The sequence below is a fragment of the Enterococcus sp. DIV0703 genome (assembly GCF_051711065.1).
GTDB lineage: Bacteria > Bacillota > Bacilli > Lactobacillales > Enterococcaceae > Enterococcus_B > Enterococcus_B hirae.
The window spans coordinates 1848757-1873931 of sequence record NZ_JBIOLX010000001.1 but is presented as its reverse complement, the minus strand read 5'-3'; the positions used below and the strand labels follow the sequence as shown (position 1 = coordinate 1873931).

At 35.2% G+C, this 25175-nt stretch carries 23 protein-coding genes, 1 other RNA gene and 2 pseudogenes; 18 read left to right on the top strand and 8 right to left on the bottom strand.

From position 1 onward, the window contains the following. Nucleotides 1-185: 185 nt before the first annotated feature. Entirely contained in the window at nt 186-851 is a 666-nt protein-coding gene (locus IGK81_RS08545; RefSeq protein ID WP_034700791.1) for a helix-turn-helix transcriptional regulator, read from the bottom strand. A gap of 203 nt (nt 852-1054) precedes the next feature. Here IGK81_RS08545 and IGK81_RS08540 point away from each other — a divergent pair, with 203 nt between their 5' ends. From IGK81_RS08540 to IGK81_RS08515, 6 genes are all read left to right on the top strand, one after another. Next, nucleotides 1055-1168: a putative metal homeostasis protein gene (locus tag IGK81_RS08540; protein ID WP_010718433.1), complete on the top strand. Its 114-nt coding sequence runs from the start codon at nt 1055-1057 to the stop codon at nt 1166-1168. A gap of 116 nt (nt 1169-1284) precedes the next feature. Next, nucleotides 1285-1779 carry a GNAT family N-acetyltransferase gene (locus IGK81_RS08535; protein ID WP_034700789.1) on the top strand — a complete coding sequence of 165 codons (495 nt, stop codon included), beginning with the start codon at nt 1285-1287 and terminating at the stop codon, nt 1777-1779. Nucleotides 1780-1949: 170 nt separating this feature from the next. Beyond that, nucleotides 1950-3614, top strand: a complete 1665-nt coding sequence (gene alsS / locus IGK81_RS08530; protein ID WP_034700787.1) for an acetolactate synthase AlsS — start codon at nt 1950-1952, stop codon at nt 3612-3614. A gap of 12 nt (nt 3615-3626) precedes the next feature. Next, nucleotides 3627-4337 carry an acetolactate decarboxylase gene (gene budA, locus IGK81_RS08525; RefSeq protein WP_034700785.1) on the top strand — a complete coding sequence of 237 codons (711 nt, stop codon included), beginning with the start codon at nt 3627-3629 and terminating at the stop codon, nt 4335-4337. Between the two features lie 162 nt (nt 4338-4499). Continuing rightward, nucleotides 4500-4985 carry a GAF domain-containing protein gene (locus IGK81_RS08520; protein ID WP_025480112.1) on the top strand — a complete coding sequence of 162 codons (486 nt, stop codon included), beginning with the start codon at nt 4500-4502 and terminating at the stop codon, nt 4983-4985. A gap of 158 nt (nt 4986-5143) precedes the next feature. After that, a complete protein-coding gene (locus tag IGK81_RS08515) occupies nt 5144-5407 on the top strand; it encodes a hypothetical protein (protein ID WP_010718428.1) in 264 nt (87 codons plus the stop codon). Nucleotides 5408-5510: 103 nt separating this feature from the next. On the opposite strand, the pseudogene IGK81_RS08510 reads toward IGK81_RS08515, so the two are convergent. Beyond that, a pseudogene (locus IGK81_RS08510) lies at nt 5511-6373 on the bottom strand (transposase). Between the two features lie 251 nt (nt 6374-6624). On the opposite strand from IGK81_RS08510, the gene IGK81_RS08505 reads away from it, so the two are divergent. The 4 genes from IGK81_RS08505 (at nt 6625) to IGK81_RS08490 (ending at nt 10379) form a co-directional block, all read left to right on the top strand. Then, nucleotides 6625-7029: a MarR family winged helix-turn-helix transcriptional regulator gene (locus tag IGK81_RS08505; RefSeq protein ID WP_010737892.1), complete on the top strand. Its 405-nt coding sequence runs from the start codon at nt 6625-6627 to the stop codon at nt 7027-7029. 27 nt (nt 7030-7056) lie between these two features. Further along, nucleotides 7057-7695, top strand: coding sequence for a nitroreductase family protein (locus tag IGK81_RS08500; RefSeq protein WP_010718426.1), 639 nt, complete (start codon nt 7057-7059; stop codon nt 7693-7695). A 15-nt stretch (nt 7696-7710) separates the two neighbouring features. After that, nucleotides 7711-7998: a putative quinol monooxygenase gene (locus IGK81_RS08495; RefSeq protein ID WP_010718425.1), complete on the top strand. Its 288-nt coding sequence runs from the start codon at nt 7711-7713 to the stop codon at nt 7996-7998. Between the two features lie 455 nt (nt 7999-8453). Then, complete coding sequence (locus IGK81_RS08490) at nt 8454-10379, top strand: MucBP domain-containing protein (RefSeq protein ID WP_034700778.1); 1926 nt, start codon at nt 8454-8456, stop codon at nt 10377-10379. A gap of 356 nt (nt 10380-10735) precedes the next feature. Here the strand turns inward: IGK81_RS08490 and IGK81_RS08485 are convergent, their stop codons facing one another. Next, a complete protein-coding gene (locus tag IGK81_RS08485) occupies nt 10736-11215 on the bottom strand; it encodes a hypothetical protein (protein ID WP_010718422.1) in 480 nt (159 codons plus the stop codon). A gap of 615 nt (nt 11216-11830) precedes the next feature. On the opposite strand from IGK81_RS08485, the gene IGK81_RS08480 reads away from it, so the two are divergent. Continuing rightward, the gene (locus tag IGK81_RS08480) at nt 11831-12052 is read left to right on the top strand and encodes a hypothetical protein (RefSeq protein ID WP_034700775.1); all 222 of its coding nucleotides are present in this window, start codon (nt 11831-11833) and stop codon (nt 12050-12052) included. Between the two features lie 848 nt (nt 12053-12900). After that, nucleotides 12901-14250 (top strand): DUF3329 domain-containing protein, encoded by a 1350-nt coding sequence (locus IGK81_RS08475; RefSeq protein WP_034700773.1) that lies wholly within the window; start codon nt 12901-12903, stop codon nt 14248-14250. A 259-nt stretch (nt 14251-14509) separates the two neighbouring features. Here the strand turns inward: IGK81_RS08475 and ssrA are convergent. Together ssrA and IGK81_RS08465 are read right to left on the bottom strand one after the other, a co-directional pair. After that, nucleotides 14510-14877: a transfer-messenger RNA gene (gene ssrA, locus IGK81_RS08470) on the bottom strand. A 189-nt stretch (nt 14878-15066) separates the two neighbouring features. After that, nucleotides 15067-15840, bottom strand: a complete 774-nt coding sequence (locus tag IGK81_RS08465) for a Cof-type HAD-IIB family hydrolase (RefSeq protein ID WP_431393270.1) — start codon at nt 15838-15840, stop codon at nt 15067-15069. 142 nt (nt 15841-15982) lie between these two features. On the opposite strand from IGK81_RS08465, the pseudogene IGK81_RS08460 reads away from it, so the two are divergent. From IGK81_RS08460 to IGK81_RS08450, 3 genes and pseudogenes are all read left to right on the top strand, one after another. Next, nucleotides 15983-16340, top strand: a pseudogene (locus IGK81_RS08460) (SdpI family protein). Beyond that, nucleotides 16315-17031, top strand: coding sequence for a response regulator transcription factor (locus tag IGK81_RS08455; RefSeq protein WP_010718417.1), 717 nt, complete (start codon nt 16315-16317; stop codon nt 17029-17031). The pseudogene IGK81_RS08460 and the gene IGK81_RS08455 overlap by 26 nt, the downstream one beginning before the upstream one ends. Then, entirely contained in the window at nt 17031-18473 is a 1443-nt protein-coding gene (locus tag IGK81_RS08450; RefSeq protein WP_010718416.1) for a sensor histidine kinase, read from the top strand. Before IGK81_RS08455 ends, IGK81_RS08450 begins: the two co-directional genes overlap by 1 nt. A 274-nt stretch (nt 18474-18747) precedes the next feature. Here the strand turns inward: IGK81_RS08450 and IGK81_RS08445 are convergent, their stop codons facing one another. The 3 genes from IGK81_RS08445 to IGK81_RS08435 form a co-directional block, all read right to left on the bottom strand. Beyond that, the gene (locus tag IGK81_RS08445) at nt 18748-19254 is read right to left on the bottom strand and encodes a hypothetical protein (RefSeq protein ID WP_010718415.1); all 507 of its coding nucleotides are present in this window, start codon (nt 19252-19254) and stop codon (nt 18748-18750) included. Then, entirely contained in the window at nt 19241-19969 is a 729-nt protein-coding gene (locus IGK81_RS08440) for a hypothetical protein (protein ID WP_010737848.1), read from the bottom strand. Before IGK81_RS08440 ends, IGK81_RS08445 begins: the two co-directional genes overlap by 14 nt. A gap of 328 nt (nt 19970-20297) precedes the next feature. Beyond that, the gene (locus tag IGK81_RS08435; protein ID WP_010718413.1) at nt 20298-22439 is read right to left on the bottom strand and encodes an LTA synthase family protein; all 2142 of its coding nucleotides are present in this window, start codon (nt 22437-22439) and stop codon (nt 20298-20300) included. 229 nt (nt 22440-22668) lie between these two features. Here IGK81_RS08435 and IGK81_RS08430 point away from each other — a divergent pair, with 229 nt between their 5' ends. Genes IGK81_RS08430 through ybaK form a run of 3 tightly spaced genes read left to right on the top strand, consistent with a single transcriptional unit; the run spans nt 22669 to nt 25117 of the window. Then, nucleotides 22669-23841: a class I SAM-dependent rRNA methyltransferase gene (locus IGK81_RS08430; protein ID WP_034700771.1), complete on the top strand. Its 1173-nt coding sequence runs from the start codon at nt 22669-22671 to the stop codon at nt 23839-23841. A 14-nt stretch (nt 23842-23855) separates the two neighbouring features. Then, nucleotides 23856-24605, top strand: a complete 750-nt coding sequence (gene aroD, locus IGK81_RS08425) for a type I 3-dehydroquinate dehydratase (protein ID WP_010737845.1) — start codon at nt 23856-23858, stop codon at nt 24603-24605. Nucleotides 24606-24631: 26 nt separating this feature from the next. After that, nucleotides 24632-25117, top strand: coding sequence for a Cys-tRNA(Pro) deacylase (gene ybaK, locus IGK81_RS08420; RefSeq protein WP_025480513.1), 486 nt, complete (start codon nt 24632-24634; stop codon nt 25115-25117). Nucleotides 25118-25175: the final 58 nt, after the last annotated feature.

Below are 25175 nucleotides of genomic sequence, written 5' to 3'. Positions count from 1 at the left end.
TCGCTGATTAGATCGTTTTTACTATAGCTTTCGCCTGTTTCAAAAGTGAAACAACCAAGAAATAAGACGGCACGCCTTAGTGAAGAGGAGTGCCGTCTTTAGTTTCAAAGCCCATCGTGTCTGAGAAGCTGTTAAAAAATGCTTGCTTATTGTCATTGGAGGTAACCGATGCTTTCGCAATCTCTTTACTTTTCTCCTTCAGCAATCTTCAGGTAACGATAAACGCTGGGATCTGATATGTTGAGAATCTTAGCCACTTGTGAAACAGCGCCTTTGATTTGGAAGATTCCTTTTTCATTTAATTGGCGAATGATTTTAATTTTCAACTCTTTATTTAAAGGAGTCTGTTTGTCCAAGAGATCGGAGGGGACGATAGAGTAGATAATCCCTTCAATGGTTTCTTCCAAGATCTCAACGGATTCGGGGAGGTGATTTGTATCAAACACTGCAAGTGGTTGTTTTTCTGTTGATAAGCCAGCTAATGCGAGTATCTCCTTTGAGAGTGACTGATATTTGCTGATATCTTGATTAATGCAAAGTAATCCGACTATCTTCTGCTGATCATTGCGTATAAAAAAAGTGGCACCTCTTAATTTTTTCCCGTTGATTGTTTGTGCATCATAGTTGACTAAATAATCTTGTTTAAGATATTCCTTTGAGCGCACCATTTCTAAAGCGAAACCAGTAACAGGAGAATGGATATCTCGTCCACTTATATGATTGTTTTCAATGGCAGCGATATGAAAATGACCTTCTTCCAGATGATGAAGAACCACTTCATAGTTTTCCCCTAAAGCTTGTCCGAGGAATTTGACCAGGGATATATATAGCGTTAATTGAGTGTTATTCATTTTCTCACCTTGATAATTTTTTGTTACTTTATAATACCATCTTTGTTTGCTGTTTACATTATAAAATAATCGTTATTTCATTTTATTTTTTATTGACAAATTTTTTGGGTGAAGTTATATTGTTTGTATAAATCGTAATCATTACTATTTGAGTTCGTGAACGGTTTATTTGATAAAAATAGACTTGAAAAAGGGAGAAAGCAATGGAAAAACAAGACTTAGCGAGTGCTTATCGTCGGCTAAAGAGCCCCAATATCAAAACGAAAAAAAGAGCGTTAAAAATCATTCATCAATACAAACGTAATAAAAATAAGTAAAAACTATCATTTGCTAAAAAACGTGTTTGTTTTGATTAGTGATCCTATCAGTAGATTCTTGTCTTAAAAATTTGAACTGGTATAATAGTTTTTAAACAAAAAAAGGTGTGTACTATATGATCCGTTATTCTATAGCAGCTAAAGAAGATTTACCTCGCATTGTGGAGATTTACAATCAATCGATTTTAACGAAACAATCAACTGCCGATGTAACGCCCGTAACTATCGAGGATAAATTGGCATGGTTTGAAGCCCATGATCCTAAGAAACGCCCACTATGGATCATGCAAGAAGCAGGAGTAATCATTGGCTGGATCAGTTTGAGTGATTTTTATGGACGACCAGCATATGATCAAACGGTAGAAATCAGTATTTATATTGATGAGACCTATCAACATAGAGGTATTGGGCAGTATGCTATGGACTTTGTAGAAAAACAGCTCCCTGGCTTAGGTATTGAGACCGTGCTAGCCTTTATCTTCGATAGTAATCATGCGAGTCAACGTTTATTTGAAAAAAATGGTTATTGTTTATGGGGGCTACTGCCTGAAGTTGCGCAAATCGATGAGAGATTGCTTGGGTTAGCTATTTGGGGAAAATCGTATCGCTAATCAAATAAGCTGTAGTTTCATGAATTTTTCTGAAACTACAGCTTATTTTTCATATTACTACACAAATGAAAAAATTTGTGTTACACTCTTTTTGTGAAACAGTTTGTAAAACTGTACTAATAAAAAGCGTTTTTCGAGAGAATGTTTAATGAAAAGGGAGTAATATTGTAATGGATGATGAAATGAAACAAGGTTCTAGAGCTGTAGTAGAAAGTTTAGCAAATCACCAAGTCGAATATGTTTTTGGGATTCCAGGAGCAAAAATCGATGGGGTGTTTAATGAGTTAGAAGATCAAGGACCAGAATTAATCGTTACGAGACATGAACAAAATGCCGCTTTTATGGCTCAAGCAATTGGACGGATCACAGGCGAGCCAGGTGTCGTCATTGCTACTAGTGGTCCTGGAGCTAGTAATTTAGCAACTGGGCTAGTGACCGCTACGGCTGAAGGTGATCCGGTTCTTGCAATTGCAGGACAAGTCAAACGAAGCGATCTACTTAAATTAACTCATCAAAGCATGGACAATGCTGCTTTATTTCAGCCAATCACTAAATATAGTGCAGAAATTCAAGATCCAGAAACAATTTCAGAAGTGATTGCCAATGCTTATCGAATGGCTAAAAGTTCGAAAAAAGGAGCAAGCTTTATTAGTATCCCACAAGATGTGGTAGATGCGACTGTAAAAAATGAAGTCATCAAACCTCTAAAAGATCCACAATTAGGTTCTGCTTCTGCTGGCGATATCGATTATTTAGCGGAACGTATTCAAGAAGCGAAATTACCTGTTTTATTAATCGGGATGCGAGGTTCAAGTAAAAAAGAAACAGCAGCGATCCGTAGATTAGTAGAAAAAACAGGCTTGCCGGTGGTGGAAACTTTCCAAGCCGCTGGTGTGATTTCTAGAAAATTAGAAAACTATTTTTTTGGCAGAGTCGGTTTGTTTAGAAATCAACCAGGAGATATGTTATTGAAACGAAGTGATCTAGTGATTGCGATTGGGTATGATCCAATCGAATATGAAGCAAGAAACTGGAATGCTGAAAAAGATGCTCGAGTAATCGTTATTGATGAAACACCAGCTGAGATTGATTCTTACATGCAGCCAGAAAGAGAATTAATCGGGGATATCTCTGAAACATTGGATCTGTTGACGGATTCTTTAACACCGCATCAAGTGTCACGTGATGCGAAAGAATACTTAGCCTTTTTGCAAAATAAATTAACTGAGCGTGATATTGTGCCAACAAAAGACCGCGAAGGAATTTTACATCCTCTAGAAGTCATTAATACACTCCAAAATAAAGTGACAGATGAGATGACTGTTACTGTAGATGTAGGTAGTCACTACATTTGGATGGCACGTCATTTTAGAAGTTATGAAGCAAGACATCTATTATTTAGCAATGGGATGCAGACACTAGGCGTTGCTTTACCATGGGCAATCTCTGCTGCATTAGTACGTCCTAAGACACAAATCATTTCGGTATCTGGTGATGGTGGTTTCTTATTTTCTGCTCAAGATCTAGAAACAGCTGTTCGTAAAAATTTGAAAATCATTCATTTGATTTGGAACGATGGCCGTTACAATATGGTAGAATTTCAAGAAATCATGAAATATCAACGAGCTTCCGGTGTGGATTTTGGCCCGGTTGATTTTGTAAAATATGCAGAAGCTTTTGGTGCTAAGGGGCTTCGTGTGACCTCTGTCGCTGAGTTGGAACAAGCAATAGAAGAAGGATTTAAAACGCAAGGTCCAGTTATCATCGATATTCCAATCGACTACCGTGACAATGAAAAACTTGGTGAAACGATTTTACCAGATCAATTCTATTAAGGAGATGCTAAGATGAGTGAAAGAATACTTTTTCAACATGGAACACTAGGAGCATTGATGGCAGGACTAATGGATGGTACTGAGACGATTGAACAGATACTCAAACACGGGACTTTAGGTTTGGGAACGCTACATGGGTTAGATGGGGAAGTCATCTTCTTGGATGGCGAAGCTTATCAAGGGCGTTCCGATGGAGTAGTTGTTAAGCTGACAGGAAAAGAAACCACTCCTTATGCAGCAATCACCCCATTCATTGCAGATGGACGGTTTGAAGTCGAAAATCAAACAAAAGGCGAAGAATTAAAACAATCAATTTTAGCCAGTCAAGCAGGAAACAACTTATTCTTAGCGATAAAAATTACTGGGCTGTTTAAAACAGTCCACACACGTATTATGCCAAAACAAGAAAAGCCTTACCGAAGATTAGCAAAAATATCAGAGTCTCAACCTGAATTTCATGAAACAAATAGTCAAGGAACGTTAGTTGGATTTTATACGCCAGAACTGTTTCAAGGAGTAGCAGCTGCTGGATTTCATTTGCACTATATCGATGAAGCTAAACAATTCGGAGGGCATGTCATTGATTTTGAGCTAACAAAAGGCACTGTCGAAATCAGTAAAATCGAAACGCTTGTTCAACATTTTCCCAGCGATGATCCAACGTTTATTGGAACGACAATAGATTATGCAAACTTGGAACAAGAGATCCAGCAAGCAGAATAATTTTCTAATGAGTCCGTGCTAAAAATTAATAATGAAAGTATTTTATATTTGAAGGATGTTCTTTTCCCGTCTTTCTGTCTAGTAAGGTCAGTTTTTTCTCAATGACTAGTCAGCAAATCATTTCTAAGCTATAATTTTTTCATAGAAGGAGTGGTTGAGATGTTGTGGACAGAAAAGCAAAAAGAAGATGCCTATCAAATTTTATTATTACAGCAAAAAGGATTATTAGAGGCGGAAGATCATTGGCTAGCAAATTTAGCGAATTCTTCTGCTCTGTTGAACGAGACATTACCAGAAACAGTTTTTGCAGGTTATTACCTATATAATGGCGAAGAATTGATTTTAGGTCCATTTCAAGGTCGTGTTTCTTGTACTAGGATCACAATGGGAAAAGGGGTTTGTGGTGAGTCAGCACAAACAAAAACTACATTGATCGTTGATGACGTCAAGAAACATGAAAACTATATTTCTTGTGATTCTGCAGCTCAATCTGAAATCGTTGTGCCCATGATCAAAGAAGGACATCTGATTGGCGTTCTAGATATTGATTGTGGTGTAACAGGCGGGTATGATCATATTGATCAAGAATATCTTGAGAAATACGTAGAAATGCTTATTGATATCGTGCCTTTAGATGTTATTTCTTAAAAAATTCAATAACTTTAACAAGTGAAATCAAAAGAACGCTCGAAATAGTCGTTCTTTTGATTTTTTTCTAAAATTATAATGGTTTTCGGTTTTCATAATCTAATTTTAATGTTATTATCATTTTATAAAATGTTAGAACGATTAAAGGTGGATGAGATATGAATAACGAAGAAATCATTTTGGGACAAAAATATGCGTGTAAGCCAATCGGTTTAAAGCATGTAGTAGTAGGTGAAGTCATTAATAAATTAGAAAATTGTATCGTGTTATGTGTGGAAAAATACCAAGAAAGTGATCATGAAGAAATATTAGAAAAATGTGGGAAAGTGGTTGCGAAATATACGGATGTATATGATTTAACTACTATAGAAGCCATTTTTGAAACTTCTTCAAAAATTTATGAACCAGCGCTTGTCTCATAAATAAAAAATAGTTTAAAAGAGAGGCTCTTTGTCAAATGATGTTGGTAAAGAGAAATCTTAGAATAATTTGGGCAGAAAGAAGAAAAACTTCTTTCTGTTCTTTTTATTTGGTTAAAATGGTTTTACCGTGTCGAATCATGATCCGACGTTTGAAATGATAAAAATTTCGAAACCCATAAGCATTGCATTTTAATACTTTAATAGGGTTGTTTAAACATTCTAGTGGTCCGTTTGAATAACTGTAGCGGAGGGCATTTCGGATCTGTGGCAGAAACTTTTTAAATGTTCGCAAAGTTATCGCATAAGTTTCAGGTAGCTGGCTGACTTCTCTGGATACACAGTCCTCAAATAGTGAATGATCTCTTTTCTTTACTGCATAAAGAAAAACTTGGTATAACTGATAGCCTTGTCGTAGATTGGTACAAGTAGCTAACAATCGGTCGACAATCTCACTTTCAGTTAAGTAATCTTTGAAACTGGCACGCCAAACCCGTTTTTCATAGTTCAACTTTGCTTCTTCTTTTTGTAGGAGTTTCCAATAACGTTTCATTTTTTTACCAAGCCCACGTTGGTATTGAGAAGTACTTTTAAGTCGTGCATTGGTTTCCTTCACTCGGTGGTTTAAAAAAGTTTTTCCTATATGTTGGACAATATGGAAACGATCAATAATCAACTGAGCATTGGGAAAAGCTTTTTAACCAATGAAACATAAGGCGCATACCTATCAATAACAATGAATTCAACAGCTTTTCGAGTCGCTAAGGACAATCGAGAAAACAGCTTTCTAAATAAGGCAATCGTCGGTTTGAGACAATGTGGACACTCTTCGGGCGTGTATTGAAGAGTACCTTTGTAAATCAAGCAAATTTGCCCTTTATATCTTTCTTTGGTTAAACAATTTTCCTCGAAATAGATAGTTAGGTCTAGAATATTTAGGGTATCTTTGATAAGTTGAGTATAAGACATCTTGAATCCTCCTATGAATTGGTTCGTCAAATTAATTCTAAAGGATTTCATGGTGTCTTTTCTATGTTTTTACATCATAAAAAAGACATTGGTGAATTTCACCAACATCAAAAAGTTTAGAGCCAAAAGAGAAAGAGGAATAGCTTTCTCTTTTTTTTTGTTATTCAAACTTTTATGCTTTACAAGTCTCACTAAAACATTTATATTATTGATAAGTCAATAATTGACAAGTCAACGGAAGGGGGATGGAGATGGATTTAAGAAAACTCAGTCAGTTACTCTATAAAATCAAAATTATCAGTCAAGAAGGATCAGCTTTGTTCGAGAAAGAAACTGGATTCAGTTTGACGAGATATGAAATGCTGATGTTTTTATGGGAAAAAGGTAAATGTTTACAAAATCAAATTCAAACAGATCTGAAAATAGACAATGCAGCTATCTCTAGACATTTGAAGATATTGGAAGAAAAAGGCTATGTTTCACGAAAACGCAATCCAGCGAATAATCGTGAAGTATTTGTTCTACTGACGGATACAGCCAAACGAGAACTGGCTAAGTGTGAAAATAATCATCAACAGTCCGCTGACTCTTTGTGCATTTCGTTGACCGATGAAGAAATCACCGAACTAACAAAATTATTGAATAAACTTTATTAACTACATTAGGAGAAAGAAGAGAGAGAAATGAGCAAAGAATTAGTAAACAATGATTTTTCAAGTGTTGTATTTGGAAGAAAATCCGTTCGTGTATATGATGAAACGGTTAAGATTTCTCATGAAGAAATGTTAGAAATGATACAAGAAACAACAACAGCACCATCTTCAGTTAATATGCAACCATGGCGTTTTGTGGTGGCAGAAAGTGAAGAAGCAAAAGCAAAATTGAAACCATTGATCCGTTTTAATACGAGACAAAATGATACTTCATCAGCTATGGTCATGATCTTTGGAGATATGAACTGCTACGAATATGGGGAAGAAATCTATGATCAAGCAGTAGCAGAAGGTAAGATGCCGGCAGAAGTCCGAGACCAACAACTTGCTGCGATCCTTCCTTATTACCAAAACTTTACACGTGAACAAATGAATGACGTTGTGAAAATTGATGCTAGTTTAGCTGCAATGCAATTCATGCTAGTTGCTCGTAGTCACGGCTATGAAACAAATCCAATCGGGGGATTCGAAGCAGACCAATTGGCTGAAGCTTTTGATCTCGACAAAGAACGTTATGTTCCAGTGATGATCTTATCTGTTGGGAAAGCAGTAGAAGAAGGGTATGAATCTGTTCGATTGGCTCCAGAAAAAATTACAACTTTTAAATAAAGCGAGTGTGGAAAAATGATCGTTATCAATGCAAAATTTTCAATCAAACCAGAAAAAAGAAATGAATTTCTTGCGGAAGTCAATGAACTTGTTGCAAGTACAAGAAAAGAAGACGGGTGCTTAAGCTATCAATTGTACGAATCAATCGATATTGAAAATGAATTTGTCATGGTTGAAAATTGGCGTGATCAAGCAGCAATTGAAGGACACAATCAAAGTCCGTTACTTCAACAATTATTTAAAAATATGAGTCAGTATAGTAGTAAGAAGACAGAAATAAATGTTTCTCAAACAGTAAACTAATTTTTTGATTAAAGAAGTTATGTGTTAAATCTATTTTATAAAATGTAACTAAATAATTTTCAGTTCGTCATGGTAAAATGATTAATCATTTACCGTGACGGGCTTTTTTTGTTAATCAATCATTTTTATTAAATAAACAGAATCGGATTTTAAATAACGTTTGTGAATTTTTTTAAGAATATGAAAATCATAATTTTAATTCCTTAACTAGATATTTTTTTATTTTAACACACAGAAAACCTTGGTTTAATAATAAAATAATCTTGCGAATCTTATATGTTACAGGTAACATTAATATGTAGGTTAAACTACTACTGTTTATTTTAAATAACGTTTTTTAAGGAGGCGGATAATCGGATTCAAATACATAAATAAAAGTAACCAACCTTAGAATAAAGTAAGAAAAAGCTAGGTTAGCGAAATTTCAAATATAACTGGGGGAGCAGATAAATTAAATGACGAAAAGAAAGCAAAATAAAAAAATAAAAAAAATGAAAACAATTATGAACTCAGCATTGCTGATGACCACTGTAGTGGGGTTGCTAGCACCTAACGTATTGGCAGCATCCAACGCAGTAAGTGAAATCGAAATAATTGATGAGGTGCAACCACCACATGATTCAGGAACATTGGACCTATCCATGCCTGAACCGGAAATAGGACGGGTATCTGTCATTGGGGTAGATGTAGATACACAAAAAGCACTTTGGTTTTCAGAGGAATTCGGTTTTGTCGGAAACAATGTAACCTTATTCGCTGAAATTGTAGAAGGGTATGAATTGATCTCTCCAGATAGAGTGATTATTTATATGGAAACGCCAGAGATGTATCACAATTTTTATTATAAAAAAATTGAAGATAGTCCTGAAGAAAGCTTCTCATCAGTCACTGTGCAGTATTTACATAATGAAACTGGTCAACCGATTGCCGAACCTACGGTAATTAATGATTTAGAGATTGGAACAGAATACATAGGAAATGCACTGGTGATTGATGGCTACACGATCGTAGGGCCTGAAACTTATACAATCAATGTTTCCGAGGATCCAAATAGCAATATCATTACTTTCCGTTATGATGAAAATCCAGTGACTAAAGAAAAAGCAGCTGTAACTGTTAAGTATATTAATGAGAAGGGGGAATCGATTGCTGAAGATAAAATAATAAGTGACCTGGAAGTCGGCTCTACACATACAGAAGAAGCGTTACTTATCGAAGGATACGAATTGCTGAGTACCAAAGTCCAAACGATAGAAATACAAAGCGAAGGCAATATCATTACATTTATATATGAAACTAAGGAAACAACGCCGCCGGAAAATGAAAAAGCCGATTTGACTGTGAAATATATTGATGAGCAAGGTCAAACGATTGCTAATGATAAAATAATCCAAGACTTAGAAGTCGGCTCTACATATACGGAAGAAGCGTTACTTATCGAAGGATACGAATTGCTGAGTGCCAAAGTCCAAACGATAGAAGTACAAAGTGAAGGCAACACCATTACATTTATATATAAAACCAAAGAAACATCACCGTCAGAAAATGAAAAAGCCGATCTGACTGTCCGATATATCGATGAGCAAGGTCAATCAATTGCGGAGAAAAAAGTAATAACTGATTTAGAGATTGGGAAGCTTCACAAAGAAGAAGCGTTGCTAATCAAAGGATATGAACTAGTTAATCCGAAGTTAGCGATACAAGAAGTCATGATTGAAAAGGGAACAAACACGATCACGTTTATCTATAAGAAAATCAAAACAACAGTAGCGTTAGCAGAAAACGTTGCTTTCATTTATGGTACAGAAGGAAAACAAATGACGGCGGTTATTCCAGGAGGAACAACGATGTACGTTGTTTTGAACGGGGAAATCATCGGAAAAGCCAAACAAGAAAAGGTCAATTCTTCTCGTTTAGTAGATGTAAAAGTAGAAGAACCGACGACGATTTATTTATCTAAAGCTGTAGCAAATGGGGAAACAGTTCAATACTATACAGAAAATGAAGCCGGAGAAAAATCAGGCATCTCAGAAATTACACGCCAAGAAAAGACGGATCAAACAAATAAACCAAATAAACCAACTGAGAATGACGACAACAAACAAGATCAAAGTAAAGTGGATACCACAACTGAAACGAATAAAAATAAAGAAAGTACCGAAAAAAAAGAATCAAATCAAACGTCAACTTCAAAAAATGGTAGCACCACAAAAAATAATTCTACAGGTACGACCAAAACCACCGTATCTGGAAAAGCTACTTTACCAAAAACAGGAGAGCAACAAAATCGCTTATTACGCAGTTTAGGAATGGCACTTTTAGTAACGGTAATGGGGATCAGTTACATATTAAAGAGAAAAAATAGAATAAAACAAGATTAAAAATCATTCAATGAAAAATAACAAAAAAACACAGACCTCCAGAAGTATCTAGATACCTCCGGGGGCCTGTGTTTTTGTTTTCGCTTCCTGTTTACTAGCAGTGATAGCGGACAGGATACTTATTTTTTCGGGATCGGATAAAACCGTCAATTCTTTATTGATCTATGTGAGTAAACTTTGTCATAATGACTGAGAAATAACCAAAATCTAACTAATTCAAGGTTGCTTATTGTTCAAATTATGCGCTTTATATGTATCAGTCAGCAGGGAATGCTTAGATTCAATCGTTAGTATAGGAAAATGTTCAGAATCATTCAATCTTATAATGAGACTAGATAATAAAATTTTATCTTTCATTACTTGGTATTTTTTTTGTAAGGGATAAGCACGAGATTTTTTGTCTCCGTAGTTTCTTCCTCGCTTAAAGGAGTGAGAATAATCGTTTCATTCTTCTTACTGACTTTGTAAGACATGATGTCACTTTTAGACCAAAGTTCCTTCCAAGTCATTATATCTCCTTTAATCGTATAACGAAACTCTTCTTTTATATGCTTACTGAATTGTTTGATAAATTTCTTCATATGTACACTATTGGATTCATCGTCTACAGAGTAATCGATACTTGAAAAATCTAAGTTAAAACTAGCTTTACGGTTAGAAAAGGTAAGGGTCATTTTGGGATCATCAGTAGAGTCCGTCCCTTCAATTACCCATGCATTTGCTTTTAGATCCTTAACTAAACGATTTGCTTGCTCGTCTTTTTTCCTTTGACACCCACATGCGCTAAGTAACAACAATGTGAATAAAACCAATAAACGAACGCTCTTTTTTTTCACTTGCTTTCCTCCTTTCTATTTTCTTTAGTGTTCAAGAGAAGAAGACTTGCCCTCTAAGCAAATAAAGAGTTGCGAGTGCTTAAATTAGATAAATAATCTCCCGCTTTTTAGATAATTTATAAAAATTGAAAACGTGGGCTCCTTTCGTTCAGGATCAAATTATTCTTCTCTTATCAGAAATAACGCAACCATTCAAAGATGAAACATGTTTCTCGTTGTGAATATCTCTAAGTTAAGTTTAAAGCTTATCTGATTTCATGACAATCAGAAATTGAAGAGAGAGAATTGATCTTGCTCAGTGACCAATCCAAACCAAACTTGAGAAGATAATGTAAAGCGTATTTCAATTTCTGAAAACAAAAAAATGATTCATTCAAAGAAATAATTATAAAAAAAGGAAAAAAATTTGTATATTTTTGGTTAAACTATTGGAAAATAAAAAGGTATTGAATGATGTACTGAGCATTGAAATGACGTAAACAAGTTTTAAAATATCTTTTAGTTAGAAAGTCGTGGGTTAGCATTGAGGAGTTGATTTTTAATATCGCTGATTTTCTTTGGTAGTAGGCCAGTTCCTATCTTTTATAATCAATTATCAAATGAGGAGGGGTATGTATGTTTCTAATATTTATGTTTATCTTTTTTATTTCCGCATTCTTACTCTTGATGTATGGCGTAATTAAAAGGCGAAAAGTTACTGTTCCATTTTTTCTGCTACTTTTTTTGGGAACTTATTGTTTCTTCAATGTAGCTAAAGATGTACTAGACGAACTGGATTTGGGAAGCAAAACGTCTTTCAATCAATTAGATGATGATATTTTTGAAATTGACGATTGATGAGATAATCATAAAATGCAGTGAAATTTTTAGCATTACCAACGATATACTATTAGTAGCTATTTCTCAAAAGTGTAGGTGAATCACCAGAGCAATCTTTATACGACTAGCAGTAACGTAATCTTTTTCTGTGCTATGGAAAAAAATAGGACTAGATTTTCCAAGTAATTGAATAAAAAATTGTTGTGTATATGTTTTGATAGCGGTGAATCTTACTAACATCAAAAGTATAGAGTCAACTTTTATCAACAGTTCGAATTCTGGTCAACTTTCTAGAACAATAAAAAAACTTGCTAAATCATTAATCGATGAAGTAAGTTTTTTTATTGAGAGGGTACAAGAGATAGTGCATTGACATTCGCAGCATGTCGTTTATTACTTTATCAAACGACTAGTAAAATTTTTGTAGCAGATATATTTTTTACTATATCCATTTAAGGAATTGTGTTATTTAAAACGATGAAGGATTGTATGCAATGAAAATATATTGGATGTTGTATTTGCAAATTCTAAACAAAGCATTTTGTAGTTCTGTTCATTGGACTGATGATTTGTAATGAGTCAGAACAATGTACAGGAGAAGCATCAAGGTATTATCGACAAATCAATAAATGTTATGAGCGACGTAGAGACAGTCAAATGCACTGTAGTAAAAATGAGAAGAGAGTCGGGGAAACAGAACATTTAGCTGTTGAAAGTCATTTGAAGGATAGCGCTACTTGATTTGAGCAGTAGGATAAATGATTGGTTAGGATATTAATTCTGTATCTCTTAATTTGGCACAACCACTATTAAATCTGTGTTATACTAAGTTATATTTCGAGATAAAGAGGAGTTAATTGGGTGGTATGATTAAAAAAATTAAGAGCAACAGACATTTATTTATTGTTTTATTTTGTATTTTTGGTTTTATGCTTCTTTTAAATAGTATGTCTCCTTTGGTACACGACGATTATTACTATTTTGTAAAGACCTCAAGCATAAAAACAATTTTGTTTGATGAGTATCAACAATATATGACTTGGACTGGGAGATCGGTAGTCCATATTATTTTTCGTTTTTTTACTAAACTTCCAAAAATATATTTTAATGTGTATAATTCTTGCATGTTTTCCCTATTGGTTTATCAAATTATTATGTTTTCTTCCATAGTAAAAGAGCGAACTACTAAGAATGTTTATCTAAAAGCGTTTATCATCTTTGCATTAATGTGGACATTTACCCCAGCTTTCAATAATGTTTACTTATGGTTGGCTGGTTCTGTAAATTATCTCACTGCAATGGTGATTATGTTATCTTTTATTCTGGTTTATCATCGATATATAGCAGAATCTGAAGAACAAAATAATAGTCTTTTTAAAACAATAGGCATGCTTCTTTTAGGTATAGTAGCTGGTTGGTGTAACGAAAATACCTCCGGAGGAACGTTGTTCATTGTTATAGCATATACTGTTCTTTCCTATTTTTATAAGAAGAAAAAAATTGAAAAATGGATGATCGCAGGTATTGTTGGAAATATTGTAGGTTTTCTTTTTATGGTTATGGCACCTGGGAACGATATCAGAGCGACTTATTTTCATAGAAGTACGCTTTCAACTGCTTGGAAAATTCTTGATGCAATCCCTGCAATCAGTCATGCGTTACAGGATAATGCCATGTTCCCTCTAACGATAGGATTAGCTTTGCTTGTTTTATCATACTTAAATAGTAGTTTTACACTTAGTAATATTCTAAGTTCGTTATTTTTCGTGGGAGGTATATTGACAATAGGAGTGCTTGCAATTTCTCCAACTGCATTATCTTGGTCTAGATCTTATTTTGGAGGAGTTATTTTTCTTTTCATATCTATAGTAATTAGTCTTTTTGAATTATTAACAAATTTTGATAGAAGCAATAAAGTTGTTTTTTCTATGATTTTCAGTTATTTACTAGTTAGTTTTTTATTATTGTTTTTCAATGGAACTGCAGACATCTATAAAAATTATGTAAGTTATAGTCGCCAAACTGAATCCATTAAAAAGCAAATGAAGAGTGGTGAAATGGATATAGTTGTTCCACCATTAAATTATAAGACACAAACAATTTATCCAGTTCACAATGATGGTGATATTACTATGGATAAGAATAACGAGAGAAATAGAAGCGTTGCTGCATATTGGGGAGTAAACAGTATTCGACTAGAAGAAAAAACAGAATAGTAGATTTAAGTATTTTTCTTTTCATATATGAATGTTCGGACACGATTTAGGTCGTGTCTTTTTGTTTCCATATAATTTTAGTATGAATCAAAAAAAAGTTGAGTGGGACCCAATGAAAAATCAGCGTGAGAGATGAATCTTTCGGACTTGAAAATGAGCTTGAATAAATTTCATTTAACGAAAACTACCGAAAATAAAAAATGCCTAAATCCTTTTAAAATAAGGATTTAGGCATTTAGTGAAATCTACCGAAATCTCACAATGGAGACGGCGGGAGTCGAACCCGCGTCCAAACACATCGCCACTTAAAAATCTACGTTCATAGTCAACTCATTTGTGGTTTCGCTTTACAGCTTGCCGAGTGACAGGCATTCTGTATCGCTAGTCTGATGATCTCTTTAACAACTTACAGACGGAAAGTTGTCACGTATCCCACTAAATTTGAGACCCTTACTCGAGCACATGGGCGATGCCGAGAGGATCTACGCTAACTGTTTTTAGGCAGCTAAAGCGTAAGAGTTGTTTTCGTTTTTAGCAGTTATATTTAACTGTAACGTTTTAACGTAGACGTAACCTACGAAACGCAATTCAAGCTCAAACTGTGCCTGTCGAATCCGTAACGTCCCCGTTATAAACAAGGGTTACGTGTATTTTTCATACAATTTATATTATAGCACAAAATTGAATTTTTTCAACGAGAAACGATTACGGAAAAAGCAAATCGTCCGAAGTATCAAGAGATGATTCTCAATAGCTAATACTGTAAAAAATCATCTCTCAGTTACTCGGAAATATACATCGTATTTCGATTAAAAATCAAATCAAGTCAAAATGTTTGAGCGCATGAACGATTCCGCCCTCAGTGTTTTTCTTTGTAATAAAAGTGGATAGTTCTTTGAGATCATTGTAAGCATTGCCCATCGCGATCTTGTTGTCACATGCTTCTAACAGTGCAAAGTCATTTGGTCCATCACCAAATCCAAATGTAGGCACATCAACAAGGTTTAATTCTTGTTTTAGACGTTTCACTCCTGTGCCTTTCGAGATTCCTTTTTTGACCGTGTCAATCGAGTAAGGACCATTTCGATAAAAAGTCAGATCAGGAAATTGTTCATGATAATATTCATCCCCAGATTGAGAGAGGATAAGTAACATATTGATTGGATGATCCAAATAAGCTTGCGGATTGATTTCTGGTACATTTGAATGGATAAAGTTATAGGCATCAATCATCGTTTGTGTGTGTGCAGTACACCAAATATGTTGATGGTTATAAAATGAGAGCTGGTGCCCTTGTATTTGGACATGTTCGAGCATCTTTTGACAGTCTTCAGTTGCGATTATTTCAGAATGAACTTCTTGACCATCCACGCTGATGTAAGAACCATTCATCGTAACTGCAGAGGAAATACCAGCATCTGACATGATATGTTTGATTTCAGCTTCAGTTCGTCCAGTTGCTATGACTGGCAGGACGTTATTTGCCTGTAGTGCTTGCATTGCTTCGGCCACTTCTGGTGTGATTTTTGATTGAGCATCTAACAGTGTTCCATCAAGATCAAAAAAAGTAATTGCACGATAATTTGACACAAAAAAAACCCCTTTTTTATTCGATTACCCCTATCTTAACAAAGAATGAACAAAAGACAAACCTTTCGTGAAGAATTACCGAATATATTGGTTCAAGTTAATTTTTAGAGTATACTAGAAAGAGAGATTTAGGAGGGATCATATGATTTTTTTAGTTGTCGGAGTATTTTTGACTATCCTAGGTTGCTTGTTTCTTTTTATCCCTTCTAAAGGGAATCTGCCTTTTTATGGTTACCACTCACCGCGTGCCACAAAATCCGATGTTCACTGGCGGTTAGCACAAAAAACAAGTGGAAAATATTTTTTTATTTTCGGTTTATTGATGGCCTTGATCGGCTATTTACTAAAATTAACTGGACAGACAAACTATTTTATAATCGAGATGTTGGTTTTAGTTTTTCCAATTATGCCGATTTTTATCTTAACTGAAAAAAAATTACAAGAACTCGATGATAGTATTGGAGGAAATAAAAAATGAATATTTTAATGATAGAAGATAATCAATCCGTATCTGAAATGATGCAGATGTTTTTTTTGAATGAAGGATGGGAAGCAACTTTTAAATATGACGGAAAAGAAGGTCTAGATGCTTTTTTAGAAAGACCGAATTACTGGGACATGATCACTTTAGACCTGAACTTGCCAACGATGGATGGTATGCTTGTTGGAAGAGAAATTCGGAAAGTCTCTAGTACAGTTCCGATCATTATGTTAACAGCTCGTGATTCTGAAAGTGACCAGGTTATTGGATTAGAGATGGGCGCAGATGACTACGTGACCAAACCTTTTAGCCCACTAACTTTGATTGCCCGAATGAAAGCTTTACACCGTCGTAGTGAATTGGTAGAGGTAAAAGAAGAAACAAACAACTCGGACGATCACTTCGATATCGAAACAGATCACTTTAAGATGAATACAAAAACACGTGAAGCTTATTTAAATAAAGCACCAATCGAAGGTTTGACACCGAAAGAGTTTGATCTACTATTTACACTAGCTAAAAAACCACGCCAAGTATTTTCTCGGGAACAATTACTGGAATTAGTGTGGGATTATCAATACTTTGGTGATGAACGAACGGTTGATGCGCATATCAAAAAGCTTCGACAAAAAATCGAAAAGGTTGGACCACAAGTCATTCAAACGGTTTGGGGCGTAGGTTATAAATTTGATGATTCTGGTGTGGCCTAATGCGCTATCTTTACCAGCAGTTATTAGCCTTTTGCGGAATGATCGCGATGATCATTTTGATCGTAGGTGTTTCTTTTACGCAACTGACTAAGCAAACCATTGAAGAAAATAATTACCAACAACTTTTTGGCTATGCAGAATCTGTCGAGAAGACAACACAGACATACACAGACACGTTTCCTCAATTAAGCCAAGATCAAGCGTTTCAAAATGCATTATTATTAACGGAACAAGTCTTATCAGAACAAAATGTCAATTTTATTTTTATCGATAAGAACGAACGGGTCATTTATCCTACTGATAATGTGGTATTGAACTTTACGATTAAAGCGGAACAATGGGATAATCTGCGTCATGGAAGACAAGTAAAATTTACCTCCAACAAAAATATACTAGGACAAAATCAAGCGACGTCTTATGCCTTAGTACCTTTTAATTTAAATCATGAATTTTATGGTGGCTTGGTTGTTAGTCAACCGGCTAAAAATATCGATAATAGTGTTCGGTCGGTCACATTGAATCTGTTTAAAGGTTTTATTTTTTCAAGTATTGTTGCTATATTAGCGAGTTATGCGTTTGCTGCTTTTCAGGTTAAAAGGATCAATCGTTTACGTAATGCAACGAAAGAAGTCACGAATGGAAATTTTGATGTCCAATTGCCAGTTCATGATAAAGATGAATTTGATGAATTAGCGGATGACTTCAACAAAATGACGAATTCTTTAAAAGAATCTCAGGCTGAAATCGAAGAGCAAGAAAACCGCCGAAGACAATTTATGGCAGATGCTTCTCACGAAATGCGTACGCCGCTAACCACAATCAACGGGTTACTTGAAGGTCTAAAATATAATGCAATTCCTGAAGACCAAAGAGAAAATGCGATCAACTTGATGAAAAATGAAACAGAACGACTGATACGCTTAGTTAACGAAAATCTAGACTATGAAAAAATCAGAACCAATCAAATCAGTATGGTTATTAAAAGATTCAATGGTACAGAAACATTGAAAAATATTGTGGCACAGCTTGAAACAAAAGCAGAAGCTGCAGGGAATGTTTTAGTTTTACAAGCAGAAGACGATGTGGAAGTGTATGCAGACTATGACCGATTTGTGCAAATCATGGTGAATATCATCCAAAATGCGATTCAATTTACAGAAAATGGAACGATCACGATCTCTTTAGAAAAAGGTTATCTAGAAACGATTATCCGAATTAAGGATACAGGTATCGGAATGACTGAACAACAAATGAAGAGTATTTGGGACCGTTATTATAAAGTTGATCCCTCAAGAAAGAATACAAAATACGGGGAATCAGGTCTAGGACTTCCAATCGTTCAACAGCTAGTTCGGCTTCATAAAGGAAAACTGGAAGTAGAAAGCGAACTGGGGACAGGAACAACATTTACAGTTAAATTACCAGATGTAGAAATAAAATAAACAAAGAGACTGATCCGAAAATTGGTTCAGTCTCTTTTAGTATCCCTAAAAACGAATAAACGGCGTTCAAGAAGCAATTCCTCAACAATAAGCGCTTCTTTCACAGCCTCTTGCTAAACGGCGTTCAAGAAACAACTCCTCAACAATTAAGAGAGGAGCTAAATAGTGTTCAAAGAGCTGATCTTCGGCAATAAGGATGAAACTCTCAAAACATAGGAAGCTGTGAGTTTCATCCTTATTACATAGGTTGAGTTGCTCTTTCCACGACCTCTTTTTATCGTTCATCATAGATTTGGTCGACATACTGACTATGAGCAATGGTTTCATCATGAGTCAGTAATAGAATGGCGATTTTTTTGTTTTTGACTAGATAATCAAATAGATCAAGAATTTCTTGTGCTTCAATTACTTTAAGTTCATCCAGCACTTCTTCAATGATGAGTTTGTCTTTTTTAGCAAGTAACGCATGCAACAATTGAAGTTTGATTTTATCAAAAAGAGAGAGTTGATCAGGTTCTCTGTTAAGAAGTGCTGGATCAATCTTGAGCATTTCTTGAAAAGATAAACGTTCTTTTTTATTTTCAGATAAATTCAGTAGTACTTGATCTTTGGTTTTTAAATAAGGGAAGAGAGGCCAATCTTTTTGGACGATAAGTAATTGTTTGGGACTCGATACAATCGCTTGCTCTTTTAGCGCTGTTAATAGTTCTTCTTGTTTTGCTTTTGGGCAAAGAATAACAGCTAATTCTCCTAAAGACATTATTGGCTTACATGTATTCATGAAAGATCACCTTACCTTTTTTTAAACGTTGATAGAAAATCGTAAATTGTAAGAGACTAATGCATAGACTGATGGAGATAAGAAGGCCAACCGTTTGTAGGAAACTCTTAAACGTATCGAAGAAAAAAGCATCGTTTACAAAATCAATTTTAAAAAAAGTTTGTTGATCCATCGGTATGGCTAATGGTCGAGTAGTCGATATAAGTGAATGGGTGTCAGGCAATTCAAATAATCTTAGACTCCAAAAATTAAGATGTTGTAACAGTGCTTGATAAATGTTTTGAAAAAGCACAATTCCAATAAATAAGAGTGTGCAACAGATCAGTAATGGTAAGATCATTTGCCAGATGATCAAAAGAAAAATTCTAGTTTTCGATAAACCAGCTAAACGCCAGTTGATCAATTCACGTTGGTCTTGTTTTAATGTTCGCTGAAAGAAAAAGATAAATGCGCCAACAAACAAGAACAGTAACAACAAGATCAGCTCGACATAAAATTGTTTCACTGATAGAAAAGACGGAAAGTGTACTTTTAAGGACGTCGTGTCCAAGAAACTAAGACGATCTTCAATTTGTGCATAAAGTGTTGATTGTAAATGATATAAGTTACACACAAGCATCAATAAAAAAGCAGTGACACTTGTAAATAAGCAACTAAAGAGTGTCTGTTTTTTATAATAACGCATTCTTGCAACTGAATAGCGGAGTATTCTCATCACTTTCACCTCATTTTAAATTATAGAAAATGAATATGAATAAAGTATGAAATTCATATAGTAAAATCAGGAAATCCCTATTTTTTAATAAACGAAAATGACGATAAATCAACTGTTCCGCTATATTTTGTGAATAAAATCCAATGTTCATGGATGGTTCTAATACGTGAGTTTAAGCTCTATTTTCTAGAAAAACGCCAGAGTAACTCAAATTAAAGTGCATGAAAAAAGCTAAGAATTAACGAAAAACAAGAATTGGTTTTCGTCAATCTTAGCTTTTATAATCATTACTTCTATGGGCACGTAATCCTTTTGAAAGAAAGGCTAGCTATTTATCAGATTCAGAAGAAGGAACTGAATCACTCGTCTGTGTCCCATTTATTTGTTGGTAAGTTTTGGTTTCATATAGATCTTTTGTTGATTGGTTATTGTTTTGACTAAAGACACTTGTTGATTTGTCACCTAGTTCTTTTTCTTTTTCAAGCAACTGTTTCATGCCGTTTTTGTAATCAAATTGACTTGCTTCAATTGGGTCTAACCCAGTATCTGTAGAAAAGCGGAGTAAGTCACCATTGTTGATTTGATCTGAAACAGCTAACTGTTTATTCGCTTTTTCTTTCAATGCATCAATTTCATTTTGAACTTCTTGAGTCGGTTCTGTAATGGCTTGTCCGGTTTTGTTATCGTAAATCGTTCCGCCATAATAAGTGTATTTAGGAGTAATAAAATCACCATCACGGAAAGTAACAAGTTGATCATGTTGCTTAGAAAAGAGATCTTGTCCTAGCTGATTGTAATTTTTGGTATCTACTCCTAACAGATGGAGTAGAGTAGGTAATGCATCCACTTGTCCGCCATAGGTATGATTGATTCCACCATTTGTTTGTCCAGGAAGATGGATCATGTAGGGAACTCGTTGCATTTGTGCATTGTCAAAGTTGGTCCATGTATCACTGGTTTTACCCACTAGTTCCGCTAACGATTTATTTCTAGAGTTAGAAATTCCGTAGTGATCACCATAAAGGACGATGACAGAATTATCATAAAGACCACTAGCTTTCAAATAGTTGAAAAATTCTTCAACTGCTGTATCGAGATAATTCGCTGTTGCAAAGTATCCGTTGATCGTTTCATCATTTGTCGTAGCTAGCGGGAAGCCTGCTTCTTCGTTTGTGAACTTAGAATAAGGATAATGATTAGATACCGCAATAAATTTAGAATAAAAAGGTTGTTGTAAATGTTCTAAATATTGTACTGATTGTTGGAAGAACGGTTTATCATGCAATCCATATTGGAATGAATTGTCGTCATTGACATCATAATAAGAAGCATCAAAGAAATAGTTGTAACCTAATTTTTTATAGGTCTCATTACGATTCCAGAATGTACCAGCGTTACCATGGAAGGCAGCACTCGTATAACCTTGTGTCTGACTCAAAATATCAGGAGCAGCTTGGAAGGTATTCTTTCCACCTAATTGAGTGAATAACGATCCTTGATTTAAACCAAATAGTGAATTTTCAAATAAGGTTTCAGCATCACTGGTTTTACCTGCTTTAACTTGATGGAAGAAATTGTCAAAGCTAAATGTACTGTTACTATGATATAAACTATTCAGAAATGGCGTTACTTCATGTTCTACACCATTGGCATCTTTTAGTTTATAGTCGATCAAGAATTGTTGGAAACTTTCTAAATGGATATAAATCACATTTTTTCCTTTAGCAATACCAAATGTTTCATCATTTGGTTCAGCATAGTGATCTTTGATATAACTTTCTACTTCTTTCAGATCATTAGGACTTGCTTCTGCTCGTACTTGGTTCGTTTGGTAAGTCTGGATACCATCATAGACGGTAAACGCATTGATACCTAAATATTTGACTAAATAATCTCTAGAAAAAGTACGAGTCAATAATTCTGGGCGATCGGCTTCTGCTAAAAATAAATTTCCAGAAAAAATCATGACTGACAAAGTCGAGATCGCAAAAGCCATTCGTGCACGAATCGGTTGTGGATCCATTTTGATTTTTTTGGTTATCAATAATGCAGCGACAATGATAAAGTCGATCCAATAAAGGACGTCATATGGTCTAAATAAGCGAATAGCACTTTCTCCAAGCCCGCTAGCTACTTTTCCTGCCCCCAAGATGGTATTGATCGTAATAAAATCCGTAAACTCACGATAATAAGTTACGTTGGAGAACACCAGTAAAGTCAATAGGAAATAAATGACCATCATTGTAATATAAGACGCTTTCGTCCGTCTCACATATAACGCAATCCCCATTAACAACAACGTGGTAGCGATCGGATTGATAAACAGTATAAAGTATTGTATGCCACTTTCGATGCCTAAATTGAAATCAAACAAATAGGCAAAAATTGTTTTTAGCCAAAGTAAAACAGCTAATAAAGAAAAAAATCCGAGCCTTTTATTCAAAAAGGCGGGTGTTTTTATTCGTCTCAATGTAATCTCCCTTTCCCCACTCTTCTCATTTACAGAGTGTTATGAAGTTATGATTGCTCAAACTACATATTCCATCCTATTTTACTAGTACGCAAATCCAGTGTCAATCGAAACCAAACGCTTACACCGGTGATTAAGGATTTCTTATTCTTTTGTGAACGCTAGCACTAAGACAGCCTGCTTAATATTTGGTATACTGATTAATGATAAAGGTAAAGTAGGTGAGTCAATGAAAGTACAAATTAAGAAAAAAGCAGGAAATCGTATCAAGAACGGTTATCCATTGATTCAAAAGGAAGATTTGGTTCAGTCGTACAATGAAACCACGCAGTGGATCGAATTGGTTGATCAACAAGATAATTTCTTAGCTAAGGGCTATTTAGGTAAACAAAACAAAGGAATCGGTTGGGTTTTGAGTCAACAAAATGAAACGTTTGACCAGGCATTTTTTGAGAAAAAGTTTTCTGAAGCTAAAGCAAAAAGACAAGCTTTTTTCATAGATGAACAAACAACAGCATTTCGTTTATTTAACGGAGAAGGGGATGGCATCGGAGGTCTGATCATTGATTATTATGAACATTATGCAGTATTTTCTTGGTATAATGAAACTCTTTATACTTACCGCCATTTGCTCTTCTCAGCGTTTCAACAAGTTTATCCTGAGATAAAGGGTGCTTACGAAAAAATCCGTTTTGAAACAAATGAATTTCCTGAAAGTCAGTATGTTTATGGAGAAACAGCTCCTGAACCTTTAATCATCAAAGAAAATGGCGTCTCTTACGCCACTTATTTGAATGAAGGGCTGATGACAGGCATCTTTTTAGATCAAAAAGAAGTCAGAGGAGCTTTGATCGATGGACTTGGTCTAGGAAAGTCTGTTTTGAATATGTTTAGCTATACTGGGGCTTTTTCAGTTGCGGCAGCAATGGGTGGTGCTTTGGAGACCACGAGTGTTGACTTAGCAAAGCGAAGTTTGAAAAAAACACAGGAACAATTTGAAATCAACGGTTTGGATCTTCAGACACAAAAAATCATTGTGATGGATGTTTTTGCCTATTTTAAATATGCTAAAAGAAAGCAGCTGACCTATGATCTCATTGTGCTTGACCCTCCAAGTTTTGCGAGAAACAAAAAGAAAGTGTTCCGAGTAGCCAAAGATTATGGCGAATTGGTTAAAGATAGCTTGGCTATTTTATCGGACGAGGGAACGCTTATGGCTTCAACGAACGCAGCTAACGTGAGTACCGATCAGTTCAAAAAAATGATTGAAAATGAACTAATGCTAGCCAATGTTGAATATGAAGAAATCACTCGTTTTCGATTACCACAAGATTTCCAAACCATTGAAGCCTTTCCAGAAGGGGATTATTTAAAAGTATTTATCTATCAAATTAGGAAATAAGGGGGGGAGGACAGATGGTGCAAGTGAAAGGACTAAACTTAGGAAAAGGACATCCTAAAATTTGTGCGCCAATGATCGGAGACACTCGTGAAGAACTTTTGCGAGAAGCAATTTTAGCCAAAGAAGCTGGTGCTGATTTAGTGGAGTGGCGAATTGATTATTATGAAGATGTCTTTCAATATGAAAAAGTCACAGAAACGTTGGTACTGATCCATGAGATGCTCGACGGGTTACCGGTGCTTTTCACTTTTAGAACAATAGCAGAAGGTGGCAAACGAGATATAACGATCCGAGCATATCACGAGTTGTACCTACAGATGATCCGCTCTGGTTTAGTCGATATGGTTGATTTAGAATTAGACAAAATTGAAAGCCTTGAAAAAGAGTTGTTAGCAGAAATCAAACAGCGCAACATCCCGATGATTATCAGCAGTCATAATTTTAAAGAGACCCCAGCTGATCCAGTCTTATTGTATCAATTGAATATGATGGAACATCTTGGTGCAGATATCGGTAAAATAGCGGTAATGCCCCATAACGAACGAGATGTGTTACGTTTGATGGAGCTAACGAGACGGGCAGGAGCGTTTGTGTCCATGCCTCTGATTACAATGTCAATGGGACAGCTCGGAATGATTTCGCGCTTATCGGGAAATTTGACTGGTTCGGTCATGACCTTTGGTGCGTTAACCTCTGAAAAAGCATCAGCACCTGGACAAATCACTGTAAAGGAACTAAAATCAATAATCAAATTATTAAATTGAAACAATCTAATTTGAAGGTGAAAATGTTGGCAAAGAAAAAACAAGTGAAAACAAATGCGATCCGCTTAGTAGAACAAAAGAAAATCAAGTATACTGAACATGAGTATGCTTGGGATGAAGCACATTTAAGTGCATCTTCTGTCGCTGAGCAACTTTCTGAAAGTGAACACCGCATTTATAAAACACTCGTAGCGGTTGGAAACAAAACAGGAACGATCGTAGCGGTCATTCCTGGTAATCGAGAGTTAGATCTAAAAAAATTAGCAAGAGTATCTGGAAACAAAAAAGTAGAAATGTTACATCTGAAAGACTTAGAAGCTACCACTGGTTATATTCGTGGTGGTTGCTCGCCAATTGGGATGAAGAAATTATTTCCTACTTATTTAGAACAAACAGCACAATCACAAGAAACGATCATTGTATCAGCAGGAAAAAGAGGACACCAAATGGAGCTAGCACCTCAAGCCATTTGTGATTTAACTAAAGGGACTTTTGCTGATCTTGTACTGTGATGCAGTCGGCAATTCATCAGTTTATCAACTAAAAAAAGAAAAAACAGTAACGAAAAGA

What these genes read in the sequence shown, in the direction of transcription:
- IGK81_RS08545 (WP_034700791.1), bottom strand. Translation starts at nt 851, where the DNA reads ATGAATAACACTCAATTAACGCTATATATATCCCTGGTCAAATTCCTC.
- IGK81_RS08540 (WP_010718433.1), top strand. Translation starts at nt 1,055, where the DNA reads ATGGAAAAACAAGACTTAGCGAGTGCTTATCGTCGGCTAAAGAGCCCC.
- IGK81_RS08535 (WP_034700789.1), top strand. Translation starts at nt 1,285, where the DNA reads ATGATCCGTTATTCTATAGCAGCTAAAGAAGATTTACCTCGCATTGTG.
- alsS (WP_034700787.1), top strand. Translation starts at nt 1,950, where the DNA reads ATGGATGATGAAATGAAACAAGGTTCTAGAGCTGTAGTAGAAAGTTTA.
- budA (WP_034700785.1), top strand. Translation starts at nt 3,627, where the DNA reads ATGAGTGAAAGAATACTTTTTCAACATGGAACACTAGGAGCATTGATG.
- IGK81_RS08515 (WP_010718428.1), top strand. Translation starts at nt 5,144, where the DNA reads ATGAATAACGAAGAAATCATTTTGGGACAAAAATATGCGTGTAAGCCA.
- IGK81_RS08505 (WP_010737892.1), top strand. Translation starts at nt 6,625, where the DNA reads ATGGATTTAAGAAAACTCAGTCAGTTACTCTATAAAATCAAAATTATC.
- IGK81_RS08500 (WP_010718426.1), top strand. Translation starts at nt 7,057, where the DNA reads ATGAGCAAAGAATTAGTAAACAATGATTTTTCAAGTGTTGTATTTGGA.
- IGK81_RS08495 (WP_010718425.1), top strand. Translation starts at nt 7,711, where the DNA reads ATGATCGTTATCAATGCAAAATTTTCAATCAAACCAGAAAAAAGAAAT.
- IGK81_RS08490 (WP_034700778.1), top strand. Translation starts at nt 8,454, where the DNA reads ATGACGAAAAGAAAGCAAAATAAAAAAATAAAAAAAATGAAAACAATT.
- IGK81_RS08480 (WP_034700775.1), top strand. Translation starts at nt 11,831, where the DNA reads ATGTTTCTAATATTTATGTTTATCTTTTTTATTTCCGCATTCTTACTC.
- IGK81_RS08475 (WP_034700773.1), top strand. Translation starts at nt 12,901, where the DNA reads ATGATTAAAAAAATTAAGAGCAACAGACATTTATTTATTGTTTTATTT.
- IGK81_RS08455 (WP_010718417.1), top strand. Translation starts at nt 16,315, where the DNA reads ATGAATATTTTAATGATAGAAGATAATCAATCCGTATCTGAAATGATG.
- IGK81_RS08450 (WP_010718416.1), top strand. Translation starts at nt 17,031, where the DNA reads ATGCGCTATCTTTACCAGCAGTTATTAGCCTTTTGCGGAATGATCGCG.
- IGK81_RS08445 (WP_010718415.1), bottom strand. Translation starts at nt 19,254, where the DNA reads ATGAATACATGTAAGCCAATAATGTCTTTAGGAGAATTAGCTGTTATT.
- IGK81_RS08440 (WP_010737848.1), bottom strand. Translation starts at nt 19,969, where the DNA reads ATGAGAATACTCCGCTATTCAGTTGCAAGAATGCGTTATTATAAAAAA.
- IGK81_RS08430 (WP_034700771.1), top strand. Translation starts at nt 22,669, where the DNA reads ATGAAAGTACAAATTAAGAAAAAAGCAGGAAATCGTATCAAGAACGGT.
- aroD (WP_010737845.1), top strand. Translation starts at nt 23,856, where the DNA reads ATGGTGCAAGTGAAAGGACTAAACTTAGGAAAAGGACATCCTAAAATT.